The 23,109-nt window shown below is 61.9% G+C and carries 22 protein-coding genes; 13 read left to right on the forward strand and 9 right to left on the reverse strand.

Translation table 11 applies throughout. The features are described 5' to 3' along the window. Positions 1-91: 91 nt before the first annotated feature. The 4 genes from PRI8871_RS06325 to PRI8871_RS06340 all read right to left on the reverse strand — a co-directional run bounded on the left by PRI8871_RS06325 (position 92) and on the right by PRI8871_RS06340 (position 5,484). Complete coding sequence (locus PRI8871_RS06325) at positions 92-1,456, reverse strand: oligosaccharide flippase family protein (protein WP_108885356.1); 1,365 nt, start codon at positions 1,454-1,456, stop codon at positions 92-94. Further along, positions 1,453-2,331 (reverse strand): glycosyltransferase, encoded by an 879-nt coding sequence (locus tag PRI8871_RS06330; protein ID WP_108885357.1) that lies wholly within the window; start codon positions 2,329-2,331, stop codon positions 1,453-1,455. The genes PRI8871_RS06325 and PRI8871_RS06330 overlap by 4 nt, the downstream gene beginning before the upstream one ends. Positions 2,332-2,455: 124 nt before the next feature. Next, entirely contained in the window at positions 2,456-4,498 is a 2,043-nt protein-coding gene (locus tag PRI8871_RS06335) for a calcium-binding protein (RefSeq protein WP_146188659.1), read from the reverse strand. Positions 4,499-4,554: 56 nt separating this feature from the next. Then, the gene (locus PRI8871_RS06340) at positions 4,555-5,484 is read right to left on the reverse strand and encodes a LysR substrate-binding domain-containing protein (protein ID WP_108885359.1); all 930 of its coding nucleotides are present in this window, start codon (positions 5,482-5,484) and stop codon (positions 4,555-4,557) included. Positions 5,485-5,585: 101 nt separating this feature from the next. Here PRI8871_RS06340 and PRI8871_RS06345 point away from each other — a divergent pair, with 101 nt between their 5' ends. From PRI8871_RS06345 to PRI8871_RS06405, 13 genes are all read left to right on the forward strand, one after another. Continuing rightward, positions 5,586-6,587 carry a class 1 fructose-bisphosphatase gene (locus PRI8871_RS06345; protein WP_108885360.1) on the forward strand — a complete coding sequence of 334 codons (1,002 nt, stop codon included), beginning with the start codon at positions 5,586-5,588 and terminating at the stop codon, positions 6,585-6,587. Positions 6,588-6,601: 14 nt separating this feature from the next. Continuing rightward, positions 6,602-7,474, forward strand: coding sequence for a phosphoribulokinase (locus PRI8871_RS06350; protein ID WP_108885361.1), 873 nt, complete (start codon positions 6,602-6,604; stop codon positions 7,472-7,474). A gap of 10 nt (positions 7,475-7,484) precedes the next feature. After that, the gene (gene tkt, locus PRI8871_RS06355) at positions 7,485-9,482 is read left to right on the forward strand and encodes a transketolase (RefSeq protein WP_108885876.1); all 1,998 of its coding nucleotides are present in this window, start codon (positions 7,485-7,487) and stop codon (positions 9,480-9,482) included. 3 nt (positions 9,483-9,485) lie between these two features. After that, positions 9,486-10,487 (forward strand): type I glyceraldehyde-3-phosphate dehydrogenase, encoded by a 1,002-nt coding sequence (gene gap / locus PRI8871_RS06360; protein WP_108885362.1) that lies wholly within the window; start codon positions 9,486-9,488, stop codon positions 10,485-10,487. Further along, on the forward strand, positions 10,484-11,695 hold the full coding sequence (locus PRI8871_RS06365) for a phosphoglycerate kinase (protein ID WP_108885363.1): 1,212 nt from the start codon (positions 10,484-10,486) through the stop codon (positions 11,693-11,695). Before gap ends, PRI8871_RS06365 begins: the two co-directional genes overlap by 4 nt. Positions 11,696-11,708: 13 nt before the next feature. Then, on the forward strand, positions 11,709-12,788 hold the full coding sequence (gene fba, locus PRI8871_RS06370) for a class II fructose-bisphosphate aldolase (RefSeq protein WP_108885364.1): 1,080 nt from the start codon (positions 11,709-11,711) through the stop codon (positions 12,786-12,788). A 21-nt stretch (positions 12,789-12,809) separates the two neighbouring features. Then, positions 12,810-14,279: a form I ribulose bisphosphate carboxylase large subunit gene (locus PRI8871_RS06375; protein ID WP_181389395.1), complete on the forward strand. Its 1,470-nt coding sequence runs from the start codon at positions 12,810-12,812 to the stop codon at positions 14,277-14,279. A gap of 77 nt (positions 14,280-14,356) precedes the next feature. Continuing rightward, positions 14,357-14,746 (forward strand): ribulose bisphosphate carboxylase small subunit, encoded by a 390-nt coding sequence (locus PRI8871_RS06380; protein WP_108885365.1) that lies wholly within the window; start codon positions 14,357-14,359, stop codon positions 14,744-14,746. A gap of 97 nt (positions 14,747-14,843) precedes the next feature. Continuing rightward, positions 14,844-15,773: a CbbX protein gene (cbbX, locus tag PRI8871_RS06385; protein WP_108885366.1), complete on the forward strand. Its 930-nt coding sequence runs from the start codon at positions 14,844-14,846 to the stop codon at positions 15,771-15,773. After that, positions 15,770-16,453: a ribulose-phosphate 3-epimerase gene (gene rpe / locus PRI8871_RS06390; protein ID WP_108885367.1), complete on the forward strand. Its 684-nt coding sequence runs from the start codon at positions 15,770-15,772 to the stop codon at positions 16,451-16,453. The genes cbbX and rpe overlap by 4 nt, the downstream gene beginning before the upstream one ends. Before the next feature lie 15 nt (positions 16,454-16,468). Next, positions 16,469-17,026, forward strand: coding sequence for a thioredoxin family protein (locus tag PRI8871_RS06395; protein ID WP_108885368.1), 558 nt, complete (start codon positions 16,469-16,471; stop codon positions 17,024-17,026). Beyond that, on the forward strand, positions 17,026-17,685 hold the full coding sequence (gene gph / locus PRI8871_RS06400) for a phosphoglycolate phosphatase (protein ID WP_108885369.1): 660 nt from the start codon (positions 17,026-17,028) through the stop codon (positions 17,683-17,685). The genes PRI8871_RS06395 and gph overlap by 1 nt, the downstream gene beginning before the upstream one ends. Continuing rightward, positions 17,682-18,368, forward strand: a complete 687-nt coding sequence (locus PRI8871_RS06405) for an HAD-IA family hydrolase (RefSeq protein ID WP_108885370.1) — start codon at positions 17,682-17,684, stop codon at positions 18,366-18,368. The genes gph and PRI8871_RS06405 overlap by 4 nt, the downstream gene beginning before the upstream one ends. On the opposite strand, the gene PRI8871_RS06410 is transcribed toward PRI8871_RS06405, so the two are convergent. The 5 genes from PRI8871_RS06410 to PRI8871_RS06430 form a co-directional block, all read right to left on the reverse strand. Further along, positions 18,365-19,105, reverse strand: coding sequence for an ABC transporter ATP-binding protein (locus PRI8871_RS06410; RefSeq protein WP_108885371.1), 741 nt, complete (start codon positions 19,103-19,105; stop codon positions 18,365-18,367). The genes PRI8871_RS06405 and PRI8871_RS06410 overlap by 4 nt on opposite strands. A 2-nt stretch (positions 19,106-19,107) precedes the next feature. Next, entirely contained in the window at positions 19,108-19,821 is a 714-nt protein-coding gene (locus PRI8871_RS06415; protein WP_108885372.1) for an ABC transporter ATP-binding protein, read from the reverse strand. Further along, a complete protein-coding gene (locus PRI8871_RS06420; protein ID WP_108885373.1) occupies positions 19,818-20,804 on the reverse strand; it encodes a branched-chain amino acid ABC transporter permease in 987 nt (328 codons plus the stop codon). The genes PRI8871_RS06415 and PRI8871_RS06420 overlap by 4 nt, the downstream gene beginning before the upstream one ends. 3 nt (positions 20,805-20,807) lie before the next feature. After that, complete coding sequence (locus tag PRI8871_RS06425) at positions 20,808-21,764, reverse strand: branched-chain amino acid ABC transporter permease (RefSeq protein WP_219929007.1); 957 nt, start codon at positions 21,762-21,764, stop codon at positions 20,808-20,810. Between the two features lie 78 nt (positions 21,765-21,842). Beyond that, the gene (locus tag PRI8871_RS06430) at positions 21,843-23,096 is read right to left on the reverse strand and encodes an ABC transporter substrate-binding protein (protein WP_108885374.1); all 1,254 of its coding nucleotides are present in this window, start codon (positions 23,094-23,096) and stop codon (positions 21,843-21,845) included. Positions 23,097-23,109: the final 13 nt, after the last annotated feature.

Below are 23,109 nucleotides of genomic sequence, written 5' to 3' on the forward strand. Positions count from 1 at the left end.
AAAAACTGGGGCAGATTGCGCCGGTGGCACGCAGAAAAGCGGGCAATCTTTTGATAAAATCACCAATGTTGCGCATCTTGCCCAAGCCTTTCTAGGGAACGGCCAACCCAAGTGAGGCGACGACATCCCAGTTGATCCAAAGGGCCAGTGCGCTGACCGATAGGCCGATGGCCATGAACAGCGCATCATGGGCGGCATCCCAAACGGACATGCGCCGCGCCAGCCAGACCACGACCGGATAGGCCAGCACCATCGCCGCCCCTTGTGCCACGATCCCGCCGATCAGACCTGCGGTTTCAAGCCCGACAATCAGGGCCACCACCATCAGCGTGGCACGGGTCAGGGCCAATGCGAAGAACCGTTTTGAATCGCCCGCCGCCAGCGCCGCCTGATCGTAGGTCATCACCACGATTTGCGGCAAATGCATGCAGGCCATCAGAACGGCGACGCCCCCAGCGGCGGCATAGCGGTCATCATACATCAGATCGACCAGCCAACCGCCAAGGCAGGCGAAAGACGCCAGCAGCACCATCAGCAGGCCGGTTACATAGCGCCGCATCCGGCACAGCTTGTCGTAGTTGGCGCGTGACTCCTCGGGCGGGGTTTCGCGGTAGATCGGGATCAGCACCTTGCGCGTCACCATAAAGCCCAGCATTAGCGGGAAAGAGGCCAGAAAATAGCCGATGTTGTAGACGCCGAACTGATCCAAGGGCAGGTATTTGCCAAAGATGATCTTGTCTGCCTGATTGACGACAAAGCCGCAGGCGGTGGACAGAAAGATCCATTTGCCGAAGGATATCAGCTCTTGCGCGGCGGGTTTTTCCCAATCGAACCGGTTGTGAACGCCCGGCAGATACAGCGTGGTCAGGGCCAACAAGGCAACCGCGCTGACAAGGCCCGAGACGACCAGCGACCAAAGCGATCCGGTGATCCAAGCCAAAGTGACGGCGACAATCAGGCCGATGACTTGTGCGGTGATTTCCAGCGCGGTCAGACGGCCAAGCAAAAGGTTGCGGTTGGCGGTGTCCATGCGCGTCGGGTTGAACCCGGCAATCACCAGCGCGAAGGACGCGGCGGGCAGGACCTGCGCCAATTGCGGTTCGTCATAGAACCACGCCAATGGCCACGCCGCAGCACAAGCCGCCAGCCACAGGCCAAAGCCGCGCATGGCCTGAATGGTCCAGGCGGTGTTCAGAAAGCGCGGATCATCGCCGCGTTTGCTTTGCAGAATGGCCGGGGTCACGCCGACATCGGAAAACATCGACAGGCCAACGACGATGGTTGTGACCATGGCCATCAGGCCGAAGGCTTCGGGAAATAGAAGCCGCGTCAGGATCAGGTTGGACGCCAGCCGCAATGCCTGACTGCTGCCAAACCCGCCAACGGTGACGAAGGCGCTGCGCAAGGCGCGGGCCGAAAGGGATCCGCCCCGGAACTTTGCCAGCACCGCGTTCATCGTCCGCGACTCCAGCCCGAGGATTGCGACCGCGTCAGCCGAACCGCCACCGAGACGCCTGCATAGACGGCAAAGCCGATGGGGTCGCGCAAGGCCATCGCGATCTTACGGCTGGTGGGAAAGGCGGGTTTGTCGTCGTTGGGCAAAAGTTGGGGATAAGCTTTGCGGATTTGGGACACGCCTGCATCCTGACGGCGGCGCACCCGAACCAGCGTCGAAAACCCTTCAACGATGGGCCAGTCATAGCTGGCGGGCACTTTGATCCGCTCATCCGGTGCAAAGCTAAGGCGGACAAATGTATCGTCCGAGATGATATCGGGGAAATCCCCCCAACGCGCACGCCCGGCGGCATTCACCGCAAACAGCCCGCAGCCCGGCACGCCATGGGTCATAAACGGCACTTGTTCATAGATCCGGCGATAGGCGCGGCTGGCCCAGCTTTTGGGCTTGGGAATATGCACCTGCCCGCTGGCATAGCGCGGCATGTCGGTGGAAAGCGCCTGATAGATCTGTTGAAGCACATCCGCCCCCAAGACCACATCTGCATCCAGATAAGCACGGATCTGCGCTTTGGCCAGATGGTCGCCATGGTTCAGCGCACGAAGTTTTCCGCCCTGTGCCAGATCCTCGACAATCAGCGACCAGCCCCGTTCGGCAAAGCGGTCCTGAAATGCGCGGGCGGCCCCGGCGGTCCAATCGCGGCAGCCGTTGGCCACAACGATGACTTCGATGCTTGGCGCATCATCCGCCCAGTTAGAAGCAAGAACAGCCGACAGGCAGGTGCCGATCAGGGCCTCTTCATTGCTGGCGGGCAGGATAACGCTCAGTCCGGGCAATGTGATGCCGGGTGCGGTGGGGGCGGAATAGTCAGGCATTGGTCCAATCAATTCGTGACGCCAAACTGAATTGCACCGGCGCCGGATTGCCGGGTTTTCTCAGCGAACTGTGGCTAAAGAATGGAGGTTTCCCGCCACACGCTGGACGTGTTGCGCTGTGGCCTCAGTCCGCCGCGCCCTGTAGCAGATCGCTTAGATCAATCACCGCGTCCGGTGCGTCGGTGAACGCAATCTGCTCAACCCCGTGCAGAACGGCGGTGCCAAATGGGCTACTGGCCAGTGTCAGATCGCCGTAGGGGACAAAGCTGTAATCATCGCGCGTGCCGTAAAGCGTTGCCAGATCGGTGCCATCACCGCCGATCAGATGGTCGTTGCCCGCACCCGCCCATAGCCTGTCATTCCCAGCGCCGCCGATCAGGATGTCTTCTTCCACCGTTCCTGCCAATTGGTCATTGCCGGGGGTGCCGATCAAATAAGCACCGTTCTCAAACGTCGCGGGATCGCGGGCCTCCCAGCGGGTCGGGGCGGCGGCGTTATAGGCCATCAGCGCCGACCAGCGCGGGGTTTCATCCGCCAGATGCCGCAAGGCGCCCCAGCTGCCCCATTTCGACGGCGGCGCCACATCGACGAAGGCGTTGAACATGGTGCCGCCCACACGCAGCCACCCTTCCAGAACTGAAGCATACAGATCGCCCATTTCTGGCCGGTAGCTGAATTCGGTCAGAAAGGCGGTTACCCGCTCATCTTCGCGCAGATCGCCCGCTGCCACCACATGCGTGCCGCCTTCGTACATGGTCAGGCGCAGGCCTGCGGCTTCGGCAGCTTCGGCATGGGCGGGGAAGGTCTTTTCGATCAGGTCGGAAACCGCACCTTCTTGCAGGGCCAGCGCCAGTTTGGGGAAGGCATCATCAAACCGATGCTGGCGCACATATTCGCGCAAGGCCACGCGGCGCAGCCCTTCGGCCTCGCCCGCTTTGGTGGCATTGGCTTCGCTGTCATCCAGCCATTGCAGCAACTGACCGGCGTTTTCATCGCTGGCGATGTCGTGGCCGAAATACCCGGTGATCGCATAGGCATCGAACGCCTCCGCCGGGGCACGGCCCAAGGTTGCCGTCGCCTCAGCCCCGAACAGCGCCGCGCGTTCCAGCCCCGGCCAGCCGGTGTGCGTGGCGAAAACGCGAACCAGTCGGTCGGCCTCGCCGCCATAGACATCGGTCCAAATGTCCATCACCTGCGCCGCGCGCAGCCCGTAATATTGCATCCAAGCGGCCTCAGCATCTTGCCAGAGCGCTTTGGCCTGTTCATCGGCGTCGCGGGCTTGGGCGAAGGCGAAATTCCAAACCTCGTTTGAATATTCGATATAGGCCTTAAGGCGCGGATCGAGCGCGAAATACACCTGTTCGGCAAAGGCGGCGACATAGTCGTCATCGGCCAGATGGGGCATATTAAACCAAGGGTCCGCCCCGATCTGATTGGACAGGGCCAGCATCACCTCAAGCGGGACACCGCGCCGCGCATAGGTATAATCGGTGACCCTAGGCCGCTGGTCCCAGTTTGTCAGTGGCGAGGCGTTGGTGCCCATCCAATCCATAAACCGCAGCGACCGCATGTCTTGGATGCGGGCGATCCAGTCGGGGTTAAACAGAACACCGGCTTTCAGCAGGGTTTCATGCTCTTCCCTTACAACGCGGATGTTGCGGATCGGGTCATCTGCATCTGTCGCCTTCAGCACGACTGACACCAGACCTTCGCCCGGCTCATAGCTGAAGCGGATCATGCCGGGGGTGGCCACCGCCCGCCGCGCCAGCCCGCCAACCGCAATATCGCCTGTCCCGTCATAGGTCAGTACATATCGGCCCGTCAGATAGGTCGCCTCGGGCGGTTGATCGGTCAGGATGAAGGTTTCCAGCTTTTCGGCCTGATCGGGGATCAAGATCGGCCAGCCGTCGTCATCCAGATAACCGCCCAGTTCCAGCGTTTCGGCATCAATCCCGCCCCATTGGCCCGGCAGATGGCCGACCCAAGGCCGCGCTGTTTTCATCAGGTCAAGGATCGGCAGTTGCGTCGACCAGTCGGAAATGCCGTTTAGCCCGATGGCCAAAGCCGGTTGCGGCGCGTTTTGCGCCCGCGCTGGCAGGGAAAGCGCCAGCACCGCCGCACAAACCGTCAGGCACCGGCCAATCTGATTCCATATTCTACAAGTCATGCGCCCACCTTGCCCGGATCGCAGGATTTTTCCAGTCGCCGCTGGGGGGAATGTGCCTAAAGCCCAACTTGTGGCAGATAGCTGTCGGCGTTCCGCACCAGCCAGTCGCTGACCTTTTCGGCGATGAGCGTCTTGCGCAGGTTCACCGGGCTGATGACGTACCACGTCCGCTGGATCGGCAGGCCGACCACATCCAGCGGCACCAAGCGCCCGACCTCCAATTCAAACGCCACCGTATGGGCCGAGATCAGCGCAATCCCAAGCCCATGGATGACCGCCTGTTTGATCGTCTCGTTTGAGGTCATTTCCGTTGTGGCAATCGTATCGTCGCCGCCCACCTCGGCCAGAAAGCGTTCGGTCAGAATGCGCGTGCCGGACCCGTGTTCGCGCAGCACAAAGCGTTCGGCGGCCAATTCGCGCGGGCGCAGGTGGCGGCGACCGGCCAAGGGATGATCGGGCGGGGCTATGATCACATGGGGGTGCGGCCCGATGGATTCGGCCTCAACCAGCGGATCGCGGGGCGGGCGGCCCATGATGCACAGGTCAAATTCGCCGTGCCGCAGGCTTTCAATCACTTCCTCGCGGTTACCAACTTTCAAGCTGACCTGCACATCTGGAAGTTCTTTTGCCAGTCGGGCGACGATCGCGGGGGCGAAATACTTGGCCGTACTGACCACGCCCAGCGTCAAACTGCCACGTGTGCCAGCGCGCAATGCCTCAATTTCTGCGAAAGCACGGGCCAGCGTCGATTGGATTTCGTCATAGGCCCGCAGCATCGCCTGACCCTGCGGTGTCAGGGTTCCGGTGCCTTTCGCTTCGCGGTCGAAGACGTCTGATTCAATTGCTTCTTCTAGCTTTTTCAACTGGTTATGAACGGCAGGCCCTGTCAGGTTCAGTACATCCGCGGCGGCGACAATGGTCCGGTGTTCGGCCACCGCCTTCAGCGCCTTGAGCTGACGAAGGGTGATTTGATCTGTGTAGCTCATTCAGAAAAATTTACACCGCAGTCAGTTTTTCGAAATTTTCTTAACAGATTGGCGACGGCTATTCAAAACCTGTCTTCGGACTTGGAGGGAGGCCAGTCCAAATGTTTATCGAACCAAAATCTGACCGGGCGATCCCCGGCGATTTGCAGCCCGCCATAAACGCGCTGTGCAATGTGGCGGCCGATCTGTCGAACCGAATTGCACTGGGTCCGCTTGGGGCGGATCTGGCGCAGGCCGTCGGCGCAAACACGGATGGCGACCAGCAAAAGGCGCTCGATCTGATCGCGGACGATGCGTTCATGGCTGAAATGGCCAAGGTTGGCGTGCGCTGGTACGCCTCAGAGGAACGTGACACCGTCGAACAGCTGGATCCGGTCGGGGCGCTGGCGCTGGCGATTGATCCGCTGGACGGGTCGTCCAACATCGATGTGAACGTGTCCATCGGCACGATTTTCAGCCTTCAGCCCGCGTTGGCAGATGGGAATGACACCTTTCTGCGCAATGGCCACGCGCTGCGGGCGGCGGGGTATTTCATCTATGGCCCGCAAACCGCGTTGGTGGTCACCTTCGGGGAAGGCGTGCGCCTTTTTGTTCTGGACCGCAGCGCGGGCCGGTTTGTCGAAGCGCCCGATCTGATGGTGCTGTCGCAAGACGCCGGAGAGTTCGCGATCAATGCCTCGAACTACCGCCATTGGTCCAAGACGGTGCGGGCCTATATCGACGATTGCCTTGCCGGGATCGACGGGCCGCGCGGCCGGAATTTCAACATGCGCTGGGTTGCATCGCTGGTGGCCGAAACCCATCGGATCATCAGCCGTGGCGGGATCTTTCTGTACCCTGGTGACGGCCGCGATGGCTATGCCAATGGGCGGTTGCGGCAGGTCTATGAATGCCAGCCCATCGCCCTGTTGATCGAACAGGCCGGGGGCAAGGCGACGGATGGCGTGCAGCGCATCCTCGACAAAGTGCCGCCGCACCTGCACGCGCGCACGCCCTTGGTCTTTGGCGCCTCCGATCACGTGGACCGCGTCGCCACCTATCACGATCTGCCAGACCAAGAGGTCTCGGCGCTGTTTGGAAACCGCGGTTTGTTCCGCGCCTGATCTGAAAGCACATCATGTCTAAGAAACACCCCATCATCTCGGTGACGGGCTCGTCCGGTGCGGGCACCACGACCGTCAAAAGCACCTTCGACCAGATCTTTAGGCGCGAGGGCGTGAACACCGTTTCCATCGAGGGCGACGCCTTTCACCGCTATGACCGCGCCGCCATGAAGGCCGAGCTTGAGGCCCGGAAAACCGCCGGGGACGAAACCTTTAGCCACTTCAGCTATGATGCCAATGAACTGGCCAAGCTAGAGGAGGTGTTCCGCACCTATGGCCAGACCGGCAAGGGCCAGACCCGCCACTACATCCACGACGACGAGGAGGCGGCGCGGTACGGTTCTTCGCCCGGCACCTTCACCGATTGGGCCCCGTTTGAGGAAAAGTCCGACCTGCTGTTCTACGAAGGCCTGCACGGCGCGGTCGTGAACAATGATGTCGATCTGGCCGCCCATGCCGACCTGAAGATCGGCGTCGTGCCGGTGATCAATCTGGAATGGATCCAGAAGATCCACCGCGACAAGGACAAGCGCGGCTACACGACCGAGGCGGTGACTGACACGATCCTACGCCGGATGCACGCCTATGTGCACTGCATCTGTCCGCAGTTTTCCGAAACGGACATCAACTTTCAGCGGGTGCCGGTGGTCGATACGTCGAACCCGTTTACCGCGCGCTGGATTCCGACGGCGGATGAAAGCCTTGTGGTGATCCGCTTCAAGAACCCGCGCGGCATCGATTTTCCGTACCTGATGTCGATGATCCATGACAGCTGGATGACCCGCGCCAATTCCTTGGTGGTGCCGGGCGGGAAGATGGATCTGGCGATGCAGCTGATCTTTACCCCGATGATCCTGCGCCTTGTCAGCGAATCCAAGCGTGCGTGAGGGCGATCTGATGAACGATCAAACCAACATTCTGGCTACCGAAACCGCCATGGCCAACGCCATTCGCGTTCTGGCGATGGACGCGATTGAGGCGGCCAATTCGGGCCACCCCGGTGCGCCTATGGGGCTGGCCGATGTGGCGACCGTGCTGTTCAACCGCTTTGTATCGGTTGATCCCACAGCGCCCGATTGGCCCGACCGCGACCGCTTTGTTCTGAGTGCCGGGCATGGGTCGATGCTGCTTTATGCGATCCACCATCTGCTGGGCTATGACGACATGCCCGCCAAGGAACTGGCCCGGTTCCGCCAGCTTGGCGCACGCACCGCAGGCCACCCCGAATACGGCCATGCCAAGGGGATTGAGGTTACCACAGGCCCGCTGGGGCAGGGGATTGCGACCTCGGTCGGGATGGCCTTGGCGGAACGGTTGCACAATTCGCGGTTTGGCGACGATCTGGTGGATCACTGGACTTACGTACTGGCGGGCGATGGTTGCCTGATGGAGGGCATCAGCCACGAAGCGATTGATATGGCCGGGCATCTTGGCCTGTCGCGGCTGGTGGTGTTCTGGGATGACAACCAAATCACGATTGACGGAGCGACCGCGCTGTCGACCTCCACCGATCAGGCCGCGCGGTTTACTGCGGCGGGCTGGCATGTGCAGCGCGTGGATGGTCACGACAATGACGCCATCGCAGCCGCGACTGAGGCGGCACGCGCCGACAAACGTCCGTCGCTGATTGCTTGTCGCACGGTGATTGGCAAAGGTGCCCCCAACAAGGCCGGATCGCATAAAGTGCATGGCGCTCCGCTTGGGGCAGATGAAATTGCCGCCGCCAAGGCCGCCATGGGCTGGACCGCCCCCGCGTTTGAGGTGCCCGCCAACATCCGCGCCGCTTGGCAGACCGTGTCGCAGCGCGGAGCCGCCAACCGGGCCGCGTGGGCAGATCGCTTGACGGCATCGGATCAGGCCGGGGCTTTCCGCGCCTCGCTTTCTGCGCCGGACAAGGGCGCACTGGTGCAAGCCATCGCCGCCTATAAGGCCGACCTGATCGCCAAACAACCCAAGGTCGCCACGCGCAAAGCCTCGGAAATGGCGCTGGAAGTGGTCAATGCCGCCCTGCCGAACATGATCGGCGGATCGGCCGATCTGACCGGATCGAACAACACGATGACCAGCGACATGGTGCCGGTCACGCCGGGGGATTTCCGGGGGGATTACATCCACTACGGCATTCGCGAACACGGCATGGCCGCCGCGATGAATGGCATCGCGTTGCATGGGGGCTTTCGCACCTATGGCGGCACGTTCCTGGCTTTTGCCGATTATTGCCGCCCGTCGATCCGCCTGTCTGCGCTGATGGGTGTGCCGGTGACCTATGTGTTGACGCATGACAGCATCGGCCTAGGCGAAGACGGCCCGACCCACCAGCCGGTGGAAACCATCGCCAGCCTGCGTGCCATGCCGAACCTGACGGTGATGCGCCCTGCCGATGTGGTTGAAACCGCCGAATGCTGGGAAATCGCCGCCACGTCGGACCGGACCCCGGTGGCCATGTGCCTGTCGCGTCAGGGTTTGCCCTGCATCCGCAAGGATGCGAGCGGTGAAAACCAAAGCGCACGCGGGGCCTATGTTCTGTCGGAACCGGAAGGTGGGCGCGATGTGACCCTGTTTGCCAGCGGCAGCGAAGTTGAATTGATCCTGAACGCCGCCGCAACGCTGGCCGATCAGGGCATACGCGCCGCTGTGGTGTCCGTCCCGTCGTTTGAGCTGTTTGCCGCGCAAGACGCCCAGTACCGCGATCATGTGCGCGGCACCGCCCCCCGCATCGGGGTTGAGGCCGCCATCCGCCAAGGTTGGGATCTGTTTCTGGACCGCGATGATGCCTTCATCGGCATGACCGGCTTTGGCGCCTCTGCCCCGGCGGACCAGCTTTACCAACATTTCGGAATCACCGCCGAGGCCGTTGTGGCCGCGGCCACAACTGCCGTTCAGAAAGGAATGTGACCCATGACAACCAGGGTTGCCATCAACGGGTTTGGCCGCATTGGCCGCTGTACGCTGCGCCACATCGTGGAAAGCAAGCGCAACGATATCGAAGTCGTTCGGATCAACGCCACCGGCCCGATTGAAACCAATGCCCATCTGCTGCGCTATGATAGCGTGCATGGTCCCTATCAGGGCGACATCAAAGTCGCCGGGTCCACAATGGATCTGGGGCGCGGGCCGATTGACGTGCAATCGACCTATGACATGACCGAGCTGGACTGGACCGGCGTTGACGTTGTGCTGGAATGCACCGGCAAATTCAACAGCCGCGATGCCAGCTCTGTGCACCTGTCGCGCGGGGCCAAGCGGGTGCTGATCTCGGCCCCGGCGACAAGCGTCGATCGGACGGTCGTGTTTGGCGTCAATCACCGCGATCTGGTGGATGAGGACGTGATTGTCTCAAACGGGTCCTGCACCACCAACTGCTTGGCTCCGTTGGCCAAGGTTCTCAATGACACCGTCGGTATCGAACACGGCATCATGACCACGGTTCATTCCTATACCGGCGATCAGCCGACGCTGGACCGTCGCCATGGTGACCTGTACCGCGCCCGTGCTGCTGCGATGAACCTGATCCCCACCTCAACTGGGGCGGCCGCCGCCATTGGTGAGGTCCTGCCGGAATTGGCGGGCCGGTTGGACGGGTCTGCGATCCGGGTGCCGACGCCCAATGTCTCGGCGGTGGATCTGACCTTCCGTGCATCGCGCGACGTGACCGAGGATGAGGTCAACGCGCTGGTCGCCGAAGCCGCCAGCGGCACCATGCGCGGCATCATGAGCTATGAGACCGAGCCCAAGGTTTCAATCGATTACAACCACAACAGCCATTCGTGCAATTACGCCAGCGACCAGACCAAGGTTATGCATGGGCGATTGGTGCGCGTGCTGGCGTGGTATGACAACGAATGGGGCTTTTCCTGCCGCATGGCGGATAATGCCGCCCGTTTGGGATTGCTGGCATGAACCGGTTTCGCACTTTGTCGGGTGTCGATCTGCGCGGCAAGCGGGTGCTGGTGCGGGCTGATCTGAACGTGCCGGTCGAAGACGGCCAGGTGACGGACGCCACACGCATCGACCGGTTCGCCGCTGGAATGCGCCCACTGCTGGAACAGGGTGCGCGGATTGTCATCCTGACGCATTTCGGGCGGCCCAAGGCCAATGTTCTGGACCCGGCTTTTTCGGTCGACAAGCTGCGCCCGGCCTTGGCCAAGGCGCTGGACCGCCCGGTTGCCTTTTCCGATGTCTGCATCGGCGCGTCAGCCGAGGCGCTGGCCGAGCGGATGAAAGACGGTCAGGTGCTGCTCTGCGAAAACCTGCGCTACCACGCGGGCGAAATGGCCAACGATCCGCAATTCGTGCGGGACTTGGCGCGGCTTGGGGACATCTACGTCAACGACGCGTTCTCTTGTGCGCATCGGGCCCATGCCTCGACCACGGGTCTGGCGCATGTGCTGCCGTCTTTCGCTGGCCCCTTGCTGCAAGAGGAACTGTCGGCCTTGTCGGCGGCCTTGGATGCACCTAGCCGGCCATCTGTGGCGATTGTTGGCGGGGCCAAGGTGTCGACCAAGATCGCGGTTCTGAAGAACCTCGTGACGCGCTTGGATCACGTCATCATCGGTGGCGGAATGGCGAACACCTTCCTGTTTGCTGATGGCGCGGTCATGGGCCTGTCGCTGCATGAAGCGGGCGAAGTGGACACCGTGCGCGAGATCCGCGCGCAGGCGGCGGCTTCGGGCTGCACGATCCATCTGCCCAGCGACGCGGTGATCGCCACCGAATTTTCAGCCAGCGCCGAAGCGCGTGTCGTGGCGCCAAATGCCTGCCCGGCGAACGCGATGATCCTTGATGCCGGACCCGCCTCGGTGGCTGCGTTTGCCGCGGTGCTGGAGGAGTGTCGGACGATCCTCTGGAACGGCCCGCTGGGCGCGTTCGAGCTGGCCCCGTTTGCCGCCGCGACCCGTGGTCTGGCGCAGGTGGCCGCGCGTCTGACGCAGACCGGGCAAACCGTCAGCGTGGCGGGCGGGGGTGACACGGTTGCCGCCCTGAACGCAGCCCGCGTGACCGATCAATTCACCTATGTCTCCACCGCTGGTGGGGCGTTTCTGGAATGGCTGGAGGGCAAAACGCTCCCCGGTATCGCGGCCTTGCAAAGCGCCGCCCACGCAGCCTGAGGGAGGATGCACAATGGCACTGATTACTTTGCGCCAGCTTTTGGACCACGCCGCCGAGAGGGGCTACGGCGTTCCGGCGTTCAACATCAACAATATGGAACAGGGTCTGGCGATCATGAAGGCCGCCGCCGCATGTGACGCGCCGGTGATCCTGCAAGCCAGTCGCGGTGCCCGGTCTTATGCCGGGGACATCATGCTGCGCCATATGGTGACGGCACTGGCCGAGATGAACCCGACCATTCCCGTGGTTCTGCACCAAGATCATGGCAACAACGATGCGACCTGCCTGTCGGCCATCCGTCACGGGTTCACCAGCGTGATGATGGATGGCTCGCTTGAGGAGGATATGAAAACCCCCGCCAGCTATGACTACAACGTCGATATCACCGCCCGCGTGACCCGCGCCGCCCATGCCGTGGGGGCCTCGGTCGAGGGTGAGCTGGGGGTGCTGGGATCGCTGGAAACCGGCGAAGCGGCGGCCGAGGATGGGTCGGGCGCGGAAGGCAAGTTGAGCCATGACCAGTTGCTGACCGATCCCGATCAGGCGGTGGATTTCGTGTTGCGCACCAAGTGCGATGCGCTGGCCATTGCCTGCGGCACCAGCCACGGCGCCTATAAGTTCAGCCGCAAACCCGACGGCGATATCCTGTCGATGGAGACGATCCGCCGGATCAACGAAAAGATGCCCGGCGTGCATCTGGTGATGCATGGCTCCAGCTCGGTTCCGCAGGACTTGCAGGATCTGATCAACGCCCATGGCGGGGCCATGCCGCAAACCTATGGCGTGCCGGTCGAAGAGATCGAGCGCGGCATCAAGCTGGGTGTGCGCAAGGTCAATATCGACACCGACTGCCGGATGGCCATGACCGGCCAATTCCGCAAGATCGCGCAGGACAAGCCCGACGAATTCGACCCGCGCAAGTTCCTGATCCCGGCGATGAAAGAACTGGAGGCGCTCTGCCGTGACCGGTTCGAACGCTTCGGCGCGGCCGGTCAGGCCAGCCGCATCACCCCAATTTCCATGGATGACATGGCCGCCCGCTATGCCGCTGGCGCGCTTGATCCGCAAATCACAACGCAAAAAGCCGCGTAAGGCCCAACAGGAGATCGTGCTATGAACGACATGACCAATCCGACCGAGATCAAGGACCAGAAAAAGCGCTATGCCGCTGGTGTCTTGAAATACGCCCAGATGGGGTATTGGGATGGAGACTATCAGCCCAAAGACACCGACATTCTGGCCCTGTTCCGCATCACCCCCCAAGAGGGCGTGGACCCGATTGAGGCCGCCGCCGCCGTTGCGGGCGAAAGCTCAACTGCGACCTGGACCGTGGTCTGGACCGACCGTCTGACCGCCGCCGACCAGTACCGCGCCAAGGCCTATAAGGTCGAGCCGGTGCCGAACAACCCCGGCCAGTATTTCGCCTATGTGGCCTATGACCTGATCCTGTTCGAAGAAGGATCCATCGCCAACGTCACTGCGTCGATCATCGGCAATGTGTTCAGCTTCAAACCGCTCAAGGCGGCGCGTCTGGAGGATATGCGCTTCCCTGTGGCTTATGTGAAAACCTTTGCGGGTCCGCCCACCGGTCTGGTGGTGGAGCGCGAGCGTCTGGACAAGTTCGGCAAGCCGCTTCTGGGCGCGACCACCAAGCCCAAGCTGGGCCTGTCAGGCAAGAACTATGGCCGTGTGGTTTACGAGGGCCTGAAGGGCGGTCTGGACTTCATGAAGGATGATGAAAACATCAACAGCCAGCCCTTCATGCATTGGCGCGACCGGTTTCTGTACTGCATGGAAGCGGTGAACAAGGCGACGGCGGAAACCGGCGAGGTGAAGGGCCATTACCTGAACATCACCGCAGGCACGATGGAAGAGATGTACGCCCGCGCCGAATTTGCCAAGCAGCTTGGGTCGGTCATCGTAATGGTGGACCTGATCGTTGGCTGGACGGCGATCCAGTCCATTTCCAAGTGGTGCCGCGACAATGATATGATCCTGCACATGCACCGCGCGGGCCACGGCACCTACACCCGCCAGAAGAACCACGGCATTTCCTTCCGCGTCATCGCCAAGTGGCTGCGCCTTGCCGGGGTTGACCATCTGCATTGCGGCACCGCCGTGGGCAAGCTGGAAGGCGATCCGCTGACCGTTCAGGGCTATTACAACGTCTGCCGCGAGACCCATAACACGGTGGATCTGCCACGCGGGATCTTCTTTGACCAAGACTGGGGCGATCTGAAAAAGGTGATGCCGGTGGCCTCGGGCGGGATTCACGCAGGCCAGATGCACCAGTTGTTGACCCTGTTCGGCGACGATGTGGTGTTGCAGTTCGGCGGCGGCACCATCGGCCACCCGATGGGCATTCAGGCCGGGGCAACGGCGAACCGTGTCGCGTTGGAGGCGATGGTGCTGGCCCGCAACGAAGGCCGCGACATTGCCAACGAAGGCCCTGAAGTGCTGCGTGAAGCGGCCAAGTGGTGCAAGCCGCTGGAAGCTGCGCTCGATACCTGGGGCAATATTTCGTTCAACTACACCTCGACGGACACGTCGGATTTTGTGCCGCTGGAAACCCCGGCGATGTGATCCCATTCGGGCGGCCCCGCGCCGCCCGGACCAAACATGGCCGTGGTTCCGCCCGGCCCCGTCAACAGGAGACAGACATGCGTATCACTCAAGGCTGCTTTAGCTTTCTTCCCGATCTGGACGATGCCCAGATCACCGCTCAGATCGAGTATATCCTTAGCCGCGGCTGGGCGGTCAGCCTGGAATTTTCCGACGACCCGCACCCGCGCAACACCTATTGGGACATGTGGGGCCACCCGATGTTCGATCTGCGTGACGCCAAGGGCGCGATGATGGAATTGGAGGACTGCCGCAAGGCGCATCCCGACGCCTATATCCGTGTTCAGGCCTTCGACAGCACGCGCGGGTTTGAGACGGTGATGATGAGCTTTATCGTCAACCGCCCCGCCAGCGAGCCGGGCTTTGCCATGCATCGAAGCGACTATGAAGGCCGGTCACAGAAATATGGCTGGAGCCTGAGCCGCTGATCCTTGGTTTCGGATCGGCTTTGCCGATCCGACCGGCGGGGGGCGATGCCCCCCGCACCCCCCTGCGTATTTGGAAAGAGAAGAAGGACAAGGCGCAATGACCGAGACCGGTGCACCCAAAACAACCGTTGATCTGGCGGCGGAGTATCAAAACTCGGGCGTGGCCGAGGTTCTGGCGGATCTGGACCGCGACCTGATCGGGCTGGCCCCGGTCAAGCAGCGCATTCGCGAAACGGCGGCGCTTTTGTTGGTGGATAAGGCCCGGCGCGAGCTGGGATTGGCGCAGGAAACGCCGACGCTGCATATGTCGTTCACCGGCAACCCCGGCACGGGCAAAACCACGGTGGCCAAAATGATGGCCGGGTTGCTGCACCGATTGGGCTATGTGCGCAAAGGGCATTTGGTCAGTGTCACGCGCGATGATCTGGTCGGGCAATACATCGGCCATACCGCGCCCAAGACCAAAGAGGTGCTGAAAAAGGCCATGGGCGGGGTGCTGTTTATCGACGAGGCCTATTACCTTTACAAGCCGGATAACGAGCGGGACTACGGGCAGGAAGCCATCGAGATCTTGCTGCAAGTGATGGAGAACAACCGCGATGATCTGGTGGTGATCATGGCGGGCTACGCCGACCGGATGGACAGGTTTTTCTCGGCCAATCCGGGGTTCCGGTCGCGGATCGCGCATCACATCGACTTTCCCGATTACAGCAATGAAGAGCTTTTGCAGATCGCGGCCGGCATGTTGGATCAGCAAAGCTATGCCTTGGACGATGCCGGGTCTGCGGCCATGGCCGAATATATCGGGCTGCGCCGGGCGCAGCCGCATTTCGCCAATGCGCGGTCTATCCGCAATGCGCTTGATCGGGCGCGGCTGCGGCAGGCCAATCGCTTGTTCACCGAGAGCACCGGGCCGTTGGACGCGGCGGCATTGTCGCGGATCGGGGCCGAGGATATCCGCGCCAGCCGCGTGTTCAGCGGCGGTTTGGATGTGGATCGCCCCACCGCGAAGGAGGCCGCAGAATGAGCTTTGACCGTTCTATCAAGATCGCTCCGTCGATCCTGTCGGCTGATTTTGCCAACTTCGGCGCCGAGATCCGCGCGATTGAAGCGCAAGGGGCCGATTGGGTGCATGTGGACGTCATGGACGGGCATTTCGTGCCGAACCTGACCTTTGGGCCGCCTGCGGTGAAAGCGTTCCGCCCGCATGTGAAAACCGTGATGGATGTGCATCTGATGATCGCGCCGGTCGATGCCTATATCGACGCCTATGCCGATGCAGGGGCCGATATTTTGACCGCGCATGTCGAGGCAGGACCGCATCCGCACCGGACATTGCAGGCCATTCGCGGGGCGGGGATGAAGGCCGGGATCGCGCTGAACCCCGGCACGCCTGCGCAGGCGGTGGCGCATTTGCTGGATCTGGCCGATGTGGTTTGCGTGATGACCGTGAACCCTGGTTTTGGCGGGCAGAGCTTTATCGACATGACGGCCAAAATCGCCGAGTTGCGTGCGATGATTGGCGACAGTCCTGTGCATATTCAAATCGACGGCGGGGTCGATCCGGTCACGGCGCCCAAGGTCGTGGCCGCCGGGGCGGATGTTTTGGTCGCCGGGTCGGCGGTGTTTCGGGGTGGCAGCGTTGACAAGCCTGGCGTCTATGGCGGCAATATTGCGGCGATCCGTGCCGCGGCAACTGCGGCCTGACCTGAGGAGAGTTCTATGGCCGCCACCCCCCCTGTCTGTGACTTCGATTGGCCCGCGCCCGATTTCACATTGCCCGCGACCGACGGGCGGACCGTTTCATTTGCCGATGTAGCCGGGCCGAAGGGCACATTGGTGATGTTCATCTGCAATCACTGTCCTTACGTGCTTGCGGTTTTGGACAGGATTCAGCGCGATGCGCGGGATCTGGTGTCCTTGGGCATCGGCGTCGTCGCTATCTCGTCCAACGACGCCGATGCTTATCCGAAGGACAGTTTCGACAATATGACAGCGCTGGCCGAAGAACGGGGCTTTGTCTTTCCGTATCTCTATGACGAAGATCAGAGTGTTGCCGCCGCGTATGGCGCGGTTTGTACGCCGGATTTCTTTGGTTTTAATGCGAACGGTGGCTTGCAGTATCGCGGGCGGTTGGATGCATCGGGCCGTAATGCCGCGCACGAGGACATGCGGCGCGAACTGTTTGAGGCGATGAAGCAGGTGGCAGACACCGGGCGCGGGCCTGCGGATCAGATCCCGTCGATGGGCTGTTCGATCAAATGGAAGGGCAAGGTGTAATGGCGCATATCGTTTTCGATCTGGACGGTACTTTGATTAACAGCGCCCCGGATATTCAGGGCGTCGCCAACGGCTTGCTGCAAGAGGCCGGGCTAGAGCCGATCACGCTTGATCAGACGCGGTCCTTTATTGGCAATGGCGCGGCGGTGTTCGTGGAGCGGATGCGCAAGGCGCGGGACGTACCCGATGACCGTCAGGCGGAAATGCATAAGGCGTTCGTGGCGTGGTACGATGCGGCGGTGACGCGCACGGTGATCTATCCGGGTGTTGAACGCGCCTTGGACGATCTGGCATCGGCCGGTTTTGCGTTGGGGATTTGTACCAATAAACCCATTCGCCCTTGCCGCGCGGTGCTGGATCATTTTGGCCTGACCGGACGGTTTGCCACGATCTGGGGCGGCGATAGTCTGCCGGTGCATAAACCCGATCCCGCGCCGCTACATGCGGCCTATGAGGCGCTAGGGGGCGATGCGCCCAGGATCTATGTCGGTGATAGCGAAGTGGACGCCGAAACCGCGCAGCGGGCGGGCGTGCCGTTCCTGCTTTATACCGAAGGCTATCGGAAGACGCCGGTCGCGCTCATCCCGCATCACGCGGCGTTTTCGGACTTTGCCGAGCTGCCGGCGCTGGTGGCGGGCGTATTGCTGGGCGCGGAATGATGCTGGCGGCGCTGATCTTCGATGTGGATGGCACTTTGGCCGAAACCGAAGAGGCGCATCGCGCGGCGTTCAATCGCTGTTTCCTTGAGGCGGGCCTTGATTGGCATTGGTCGCAGGCCGACTATGCCAAGCTGCTGAAGGTCACGGGCGGGAAGGAGCGGATGCAGCATCACCGCGATGCCTGCGGTTCCGGCCCGTGCGATGATCAGATCGCAGCGTTGCATCGGCGGAAGACGGCGATTTACGGCGATATCATCCACGGCGGGGGCTTGGCGCTGCGGCCGGGGATTGATGCGCTGATGGGATCGGCCCGGGCGGCGGGTCTGAAACTGGCGGTGGCCACGACCACGTCGCGCGCGAATGTCGATGCACTGACGCGGGCGTGCTGGGGCCGTGATGCGGCGCATGTGTTCGACGTGATCGCCGCCGGGGATGAGGTGCCACGGAAAAAGCCCGCGCCCGATGTGTACGATCTGGCGCTGTCGCGCCTCGGTCTTCCACCTGATCAATGCATCGCGCTGGAAGACAGCCGCAACGGTTTGGTGTCTGCCAAAGGGGCAGGGTTGCGGGTGTTGGTCGTTCCCGCAACCTATACGCAGGACGAAACCCACGATGAGGCCGACTGGCAGGCCCGCAGCTATAACGCCGCCGACCTGCCAGCCGATCTTAGGTTTGCCGGTTAATGCGCTTCTAGCTTGGCACCGCGTTCAGCGGCTTCCAGCCCGAAATAGGCGCGGTCCAGCAGGGCAGGATCGCTCAGCAGGTTTTCCGCCCGGCCGCTGTAACGGATGATCCCGCCGCGCAGCACAAAGGCGTTTTCGGATATCGACAGGGCCATATCGGTGAATTGTTCGATCAGCAAAATGCCAACGCCCCGGTCCTTCAGATCCGTGACAAAGCGCATCAGCCGTTTGACCACCAGGGGCGCAAGGCCAAGGGACATTTCGTCAATCAACAGGTAACGCGGGCGGCACATCATTGCATGACCCAGCGCCAGCATCTGTTGCTGCCCGCCCGACATGGTGCCCGCCAATTGGCCCTTGCGTTCTGCCAGTTCGGGGAACAGGGCGTAGGTGTCATCTAGCGTTTGGTCCAACCCGTCACGCAGCAGGCTGCCCGCGGCACGAAGATTGTCATCAACGCTCAGCTTGGTCAGCACGCGGTGGCCTTCGGGCACGGCGGCGATGCCTGCGGCGCGGATTGCATCCGGGCCTTTGCCGGTCAGGTCTTGACCGTCCAGCATCATCCGGCCCGCCGTGATCGGCAGCATCCCGGCCATGGCCAGAACCAGTTCGGATTTCCCGGCGCCATTCGCCCCAAGAACCGCCGTGACGGACCCCGGCGACAGGTGCAGATCAAGGTCGGACAGGATCGTCCGATCACCCTTGGATACGCGCAGTTTTTCCAGATCAAGCGCCATTGTCAGACCTCCTCGGTGCCAAGATAGGCGGATTTGACCTTTGGGTCGGCCAGCACGTCGCGGGTGGGGCCAAAGGCGATGCGCTTGCCGAAATCCAGCACCAGCGTTTCAGAACATATGCGCGAAATCAGTTCGACATCGTGGTCGATGACCAGAACCTGCGCGCCGGTGCGGTCGTGGACTTGCAGGATCAAATCGCCCAGCCGCTGCGTTTCATCCACCGACAAGCCGCCCGCCGGTTCATCGAACATCACCAAACGCGGCTGGCCTGCCATGCATTTGGCGATATCGGTCAGGCGACGTTCAAAGCTATTGAGCGACCGTCCCGGTGTATCGGTCTTGTCTGCCATCCCGACAAAGGCCAACAGGTCATGCACCTGCGCCAGTTTATCGGCGGTGTTGCCCGGCACGTGATCGGCCTGAACCAACACGTTTTCCAGCACCGTCAGATCGTTTGCAATTTCCTCTTTCTGAAAGGACCGTCGCAGGCCCCATTTGGCACGTTTGTGCGGGGCCATCGACAACAGGTTCACCCCCTGACAAATCACCGATCCGCTATGCACCTGAACAAAGCCCGACAGGACGTTCATGAGGGTTGTTTTGCCAGCGCCATTCGGGCCGATGATGCCGCTGACGGGCTGGCTGAAACTGGCCTGAACCGCGTTCAGCGCGACCACCCCGCCAAAGCGAACCGTGACGTCGTTTACCTCGATCATGATGCTCTTCCTTTCGCGGCCTTGCGGGCCTTTAGGGCTCCGGCGATCTGGCCCGCGATGCCGTCGGGCGCGGTGATGACCGCATGCAGCAGGCCCGCGCCAAAGATCACAAAGCTGAGGTCCGCATCGACGCCCCAGTTGTTCAGAAGGGCGGGCAGAATGCGATAGAGCGTGGCCGCGATCAAAGCGCCGTACCAGTACCGCGCGCCGCCAACGACGGCCAAGGCAAATATCAGAACGCTTTCAGAGGCGCGGAAGGTCGCGTCATCCAGCAGGCCAAGCGATCCGGCCAACAGCCCGCCCGCGACACCGGCCAGAAGCCCGGCGATGCCAAAGGCCCAGGTCTTATAGAACGTGACATTCACACCGGCCGCCATGGCCGCAGCCTCGGACCGCCGGATCATCGCCCAAGCGCGGCCCGGTTTCATCCGGCGATGCGCTTCGATCAGAAGGAAACACAGCAGCGCGATGACCACGACATATCGCAGATAAGCCTCGGGCGTGGTGGCCAGAGCAGGCCGGGTGAAGGGCGCGGCGGACCCTGTTTTGACGCCCCAGAACCCGTCACCGCCATTGGGGAATTGATAGGTGGCGAACAGGATTTCCAACCCGCCCGCCGCCATCAGGGTGACCAGCGCCAGATACAGCCCGCGCATCCGCATGGCGGGCAGGGCCATGATCCAGCCGCAGACCATGGTGACCAAGGCTGCGAGGATCAGGTTGACCTCAAACGGCAAGCCGTAGGCGTGGTTCAGCCGCAGCATAACCCAACCGCCAAGGCCCATCAGGCCGACTTGCGTCAGGCTGACCATGCCAAGGCGCGCATACATAAAGCTGACGCCTGCGACGGCAATTGTGAAACACCCGGTTGAGATAAAGACCGACAGCCAAAGGTTGCCCGCCAAGGCCGGAAACAGGAAGAACGCCAGCGCCGCAAAGATCAGGCCTGCCCAGCCTGAAGGGGTGATGTGCCAAAGTCTCATGGCTCAGTCCCTCCCGCCGAAGGTCAGGCGTGCGCCGCGTTGATACCAAAGCAGCACCAGCGCAGCGATGACGAAGGGGGCGATGGGGCGTGCGCCTTTCAGCGTGCTGGACAGGGTCAGCATGCTTTCGACAACGCCCATCGACAGCCCGCCGATCAGGACAATTGCCAGATTTTCCAGACGCCCGCAGATGGCGGCGGCGATTGAGGGGATGACCATGAAGGTGATGACCGTCGGCTCTAGCCGGATCAGATCGGCGAACATCAGGCCAGTGAATCCCGCGATCACGCCCGCGATGCCCCAGGCGATGGTCTCAACCCGCAGGATCGGAATACCGATCAGGGCCGATAGGTCGCGATCATTGGCAAGGCTGCGCATTTGCAGGCCCACCTTGGTGCGGCTGAGGAACAGGTGGATGCCGATCACGATGCCGATGGCCGCGCCCAGTACGATCAGCCGGGTTGCGGTGACGCGCAGGCCAAGGAATTTCACGCCGATCTTGTCGGTGGGCAGGGTGAGGGAGCGTGGATCGTCGATCCACAGAAAGGAGACGAGGCCAAGGATGATCAGCGCAAAGCCCAGCGTTGCCACGGCTTTGACCACCGTTTCGCGCCACGCCAGACGCGGCGCGATATAGCGGCCATAGGCCAGCGTAATCAGCAGCGCGACCAAAATGCAGGCGACCCAAGTCAACGGCGCCCACAGGCCCCATTGGCCCAATTGCCACGCCACCATCGCGCCTGCAGCCCCCGCCGCGCCGGACGAAAAGTTCAGCACGCCGGTCGCGCGGAACAGCACGACCATGCCGATCCCGCCAAGCGCATAGAGCGATCCGACCGCAAGGCCCGAGGTCAGGAACAACCCGACAATCTTGAACGGTTTGCCGGACCCAAGCCAGCCCAGCGTTCCCGCCATCAAGGCCACGTAAAGCAGCCAGTTGAGCAATCTGTTTTCCACCATTTGGACCTACGCCCCTCCCAAAGCGCAGACCGGCCGGGGAGGCCCCGGCCGATGCTGTTGTGTTGTCTTAGGGGTGGATCACTTCAGACCCATTTCCTTTTCAATCGCGTGGTGCGGATCGAAATAGGCGGCTTCATATTCGTAGCATTCGCGCACGATTTCGTAACCGCCCTCGACGATCTTCACCATGTAGCCCGCGTGGTTCGGCATGTGGAAATCGGCGTCGCCCACATAGTACGGGCCGCACATCAGGTCCGAGGTTTTGCCTTTGATTGCGCGGATGGCGTCGGACACCTTGGCGCGGTCATCCACGTCTGCCGGGTCCATTTCCATCAGCGTTTCAGTGAAGAACTTGGCCGACAGATAGCCCGCCTGCGCGAAGGTATCGCGCGGATCTTCTGGGCGTGCATGGGCATCCATTACGGCGATCCAGTTCTGCGCATCCGGGCCATTTACTTGGAACGGGGCCAGTTCAGCGTTCACATAGATGTGGCCGTGCCAGTATTCACCGACCGCATCCGGCACCGACAGATCGTAAAGCGGTGTCGGGGCGATCCAGTTGAAGGCATCGCGCAGGTCTTGTTCTTCGGCGGCCTTCAGGATGGCCAGCGCCAGACCGGCAGGCTGGTTGATCAGGATGGTATCCGCGCCCGAAGACACGGCCTCAAGCAGGGCCGAGTTCACGTCCGGCGCACCGGGGTTCAGCAGCGCCATCGACCCATCGCCGCCATGCGACTTCATGTAGTTGATCGAGGCTTCGCAGGACCAGATCCCGTTGTTGGGGATGTTCAGGCCGATACAGGCCACATTGGTCGCGCCCAGTTCTTCGCGGGCATACATCACCGCGCCAAGGTTGGACGGAAGCGGGCCTTGGTTGGTCGACACGATGTTCGGCGTTTCAAAGCATTCCGAAATCGCGCAAGCCGAGGCCATGACCATAATATCGGCGTCTTTGTAGGTGCCCGCGTTCACGGCCATTTCGATGAACGACCCATTGCCGACAAGGGCAACCGACTTGGTGTCATTCACCAGTTTGGCAGCGGCCTGAGCGGCCAGTTCTGGGTTCCACTGGTCGTTTTCGACCCGGTAGTCAATCGGGCGGCCATTGATCCCGCCATTGGCGTTCACACAGGCGAAATAGGCGGCGGCGGCATCGGTGGCGGCGGAAAAGTCGCCGGGTGCTGCGTTGCCGTGGATGCCGCCGACGATGATCGGATCACCGCTGGCGGCTTGGCCGGTGTTGGCACCACAGCTGGGGGCGGCCATCGCTTGGCTGGCGGCAAAAGCGAAGGGTAGCGCGGCAAGCACCGCTAGGGTTTTGGTCTGTTTCATTGCACTCCTCCCT

Origin of the sequence: Pseudoprimorskyibacter insulae, assembly GCF_900302505.1 — a bacterium.
GTDB lineage: Bacteria > Pseudomonadota > Alphaproteobacteria > Rhodobacterales > Rhodobacteraceae > Pseudoprimorskyibacter > Pseudoprimorskyibacter insulae.

Coding starts and splice junctions, on each gene's coding strand:
- PRI8871_RS06430 (WP_108885374.1), bottom strand. CDS start 23,096: ATGAAACAGACCAAAACCCTAGCGGTGCTTGCCGCGCTACCCTTCGCT.
- PRI8871_RS06380 (WP_108885365.1), top strand. CDS start 14,357: ATGCGTATCACTCAAGGCTGCTTTAGCTTTCTTCCCGATCTGGACGAT.
- fba (WP_108885364.1), top strand. CDS start 11,709: ATGGCACTGATTACTTTGCGCCAGCTTTTGGACCACGCCGCCGAGAGG.
- PRI8871_RS06340 (WP_108885359.1), bottom strand. CDS start 5,484: ATGAGCTACACAGATCAAATCACCCTTCGTCAGCTCAAGGCGCTGAAG.
- PRI8871_RS06395 (WP_108885368.1), top strand. CDS start 16,469: ATGGCCGCCACCCCCCCTGTCTGTGACTTCGATTGGCCCGCGCCCGAT.
- tkt (WP_108885876.1), top strand. CDS start 7,485: ATGAACGATCAAACCAACATTCTGGCTACCGAAACCGCCATGGCCAAC.
- PRI8871_RS06345 (WP_108885360.1), top strand. CDS start 5,586: ATGTTTATCGAACCAAAATCTGACCGGGCGATCCCCGGCGATTTGCAG.
- gph (WP_108885369.1), top strand. CDS start 17,026: ATGGCGCATATCGTTTTCGATCTGGACGGTACTTTGATTAACAGCGCC.
- PRI8871_RS06375 (WP_181389395.1), top strand. CDS start 12,810: ATGAACGACATGACCAATCCGACCGAGATCAAGGACCAGAAAAAGCGC.
- PRI8871_RS06350 (WP_108885361.1), top strand. CDS start 6,602: ATGTCTAAGAAACACCCCATCATCTCGGTGACGGGCTCGTCCGGTGCG.
- PRI8871_RS06330 (WP_108885357.1), bottom strand. CDS start 2,331: ATGCCTGACTATTCCGCCCCCACCGCACCCGGCATCACATTGCCCGGA.
- PRI8871_RS06365 (WP_108885363.1), top strand. CDS start 10,484: ATGAACCGGTTTCGCACTTTGTCGGGTGTCGATCTGCGCGGCAAGCGG.
- PRI8871_RS06415 (WP_108885372.1), bottom strand. CDS start 19,821: ATGATCGAGGTAAACGACGTCACGGTTCGCTTTGGCGGGGTGGTCGCG.
- gap (WP_108885362.1), top strand. CDS start 9,486: ATGACAACCAGGGTTGCCATCAACGGGTTTGGCCGCATTGGCCGCTGT.
- PRI8871_RS06420 (WP_108885373.1), bottom strand. CDS start 20,804: ATGAGACTTTGGCACATCACCCCTTCAGGCTGGGCAGGCCTGATCTTT.
- PRI8871_RS06405 (WP_108885370.1), top strand. CDS start 17,682: ATGATGCTGGCGGCGCTGATCTTCGATGTGGATGGCACTTTGGCCGAA.
- PRI8871_RS06335 (WP_146188659.1), bottom strand. CDS start 4,498: ATGACTTGTAGAATATGGAATCAGATTGGCCGGTGCCTGACGGTTTGT.
- cbbX (WP_108885366.1), top strand. CDS start 14,844: ATGACCGAGACCGGTGCACCCAAAACAACCGTTGATCTGGCGGCGGAG.
- PRI8871_RS06325 (WP_108885356.1), bottom strand. CDS start 1,456: ATGAACGCGGTGCTGGCAAAGTTCCGGGGCGGATCCCTTTCGGCCCGC.
- PRI8871_RS06410 (WP_108885371.1), bottom strand. CDS start 19,105: ATGGCGCTTGATCTGGAAAAACTGCGCGTATCCAAGGGTGATCGGACG.
- PRI8871_RS06425 (WP_219929007.1), bottom strand. CDS start 21,764: ATGGTGGAAAACAGATTGCTCAACTGGCTGCTTTACGTGGCCTTGATG.
- rpe (WP_108885367.1), top strand. CDS start 15,770: ATGAGCTTTGACCGTTCTATCAAGATCGCTCCGTCGATCCTGTCGGCT.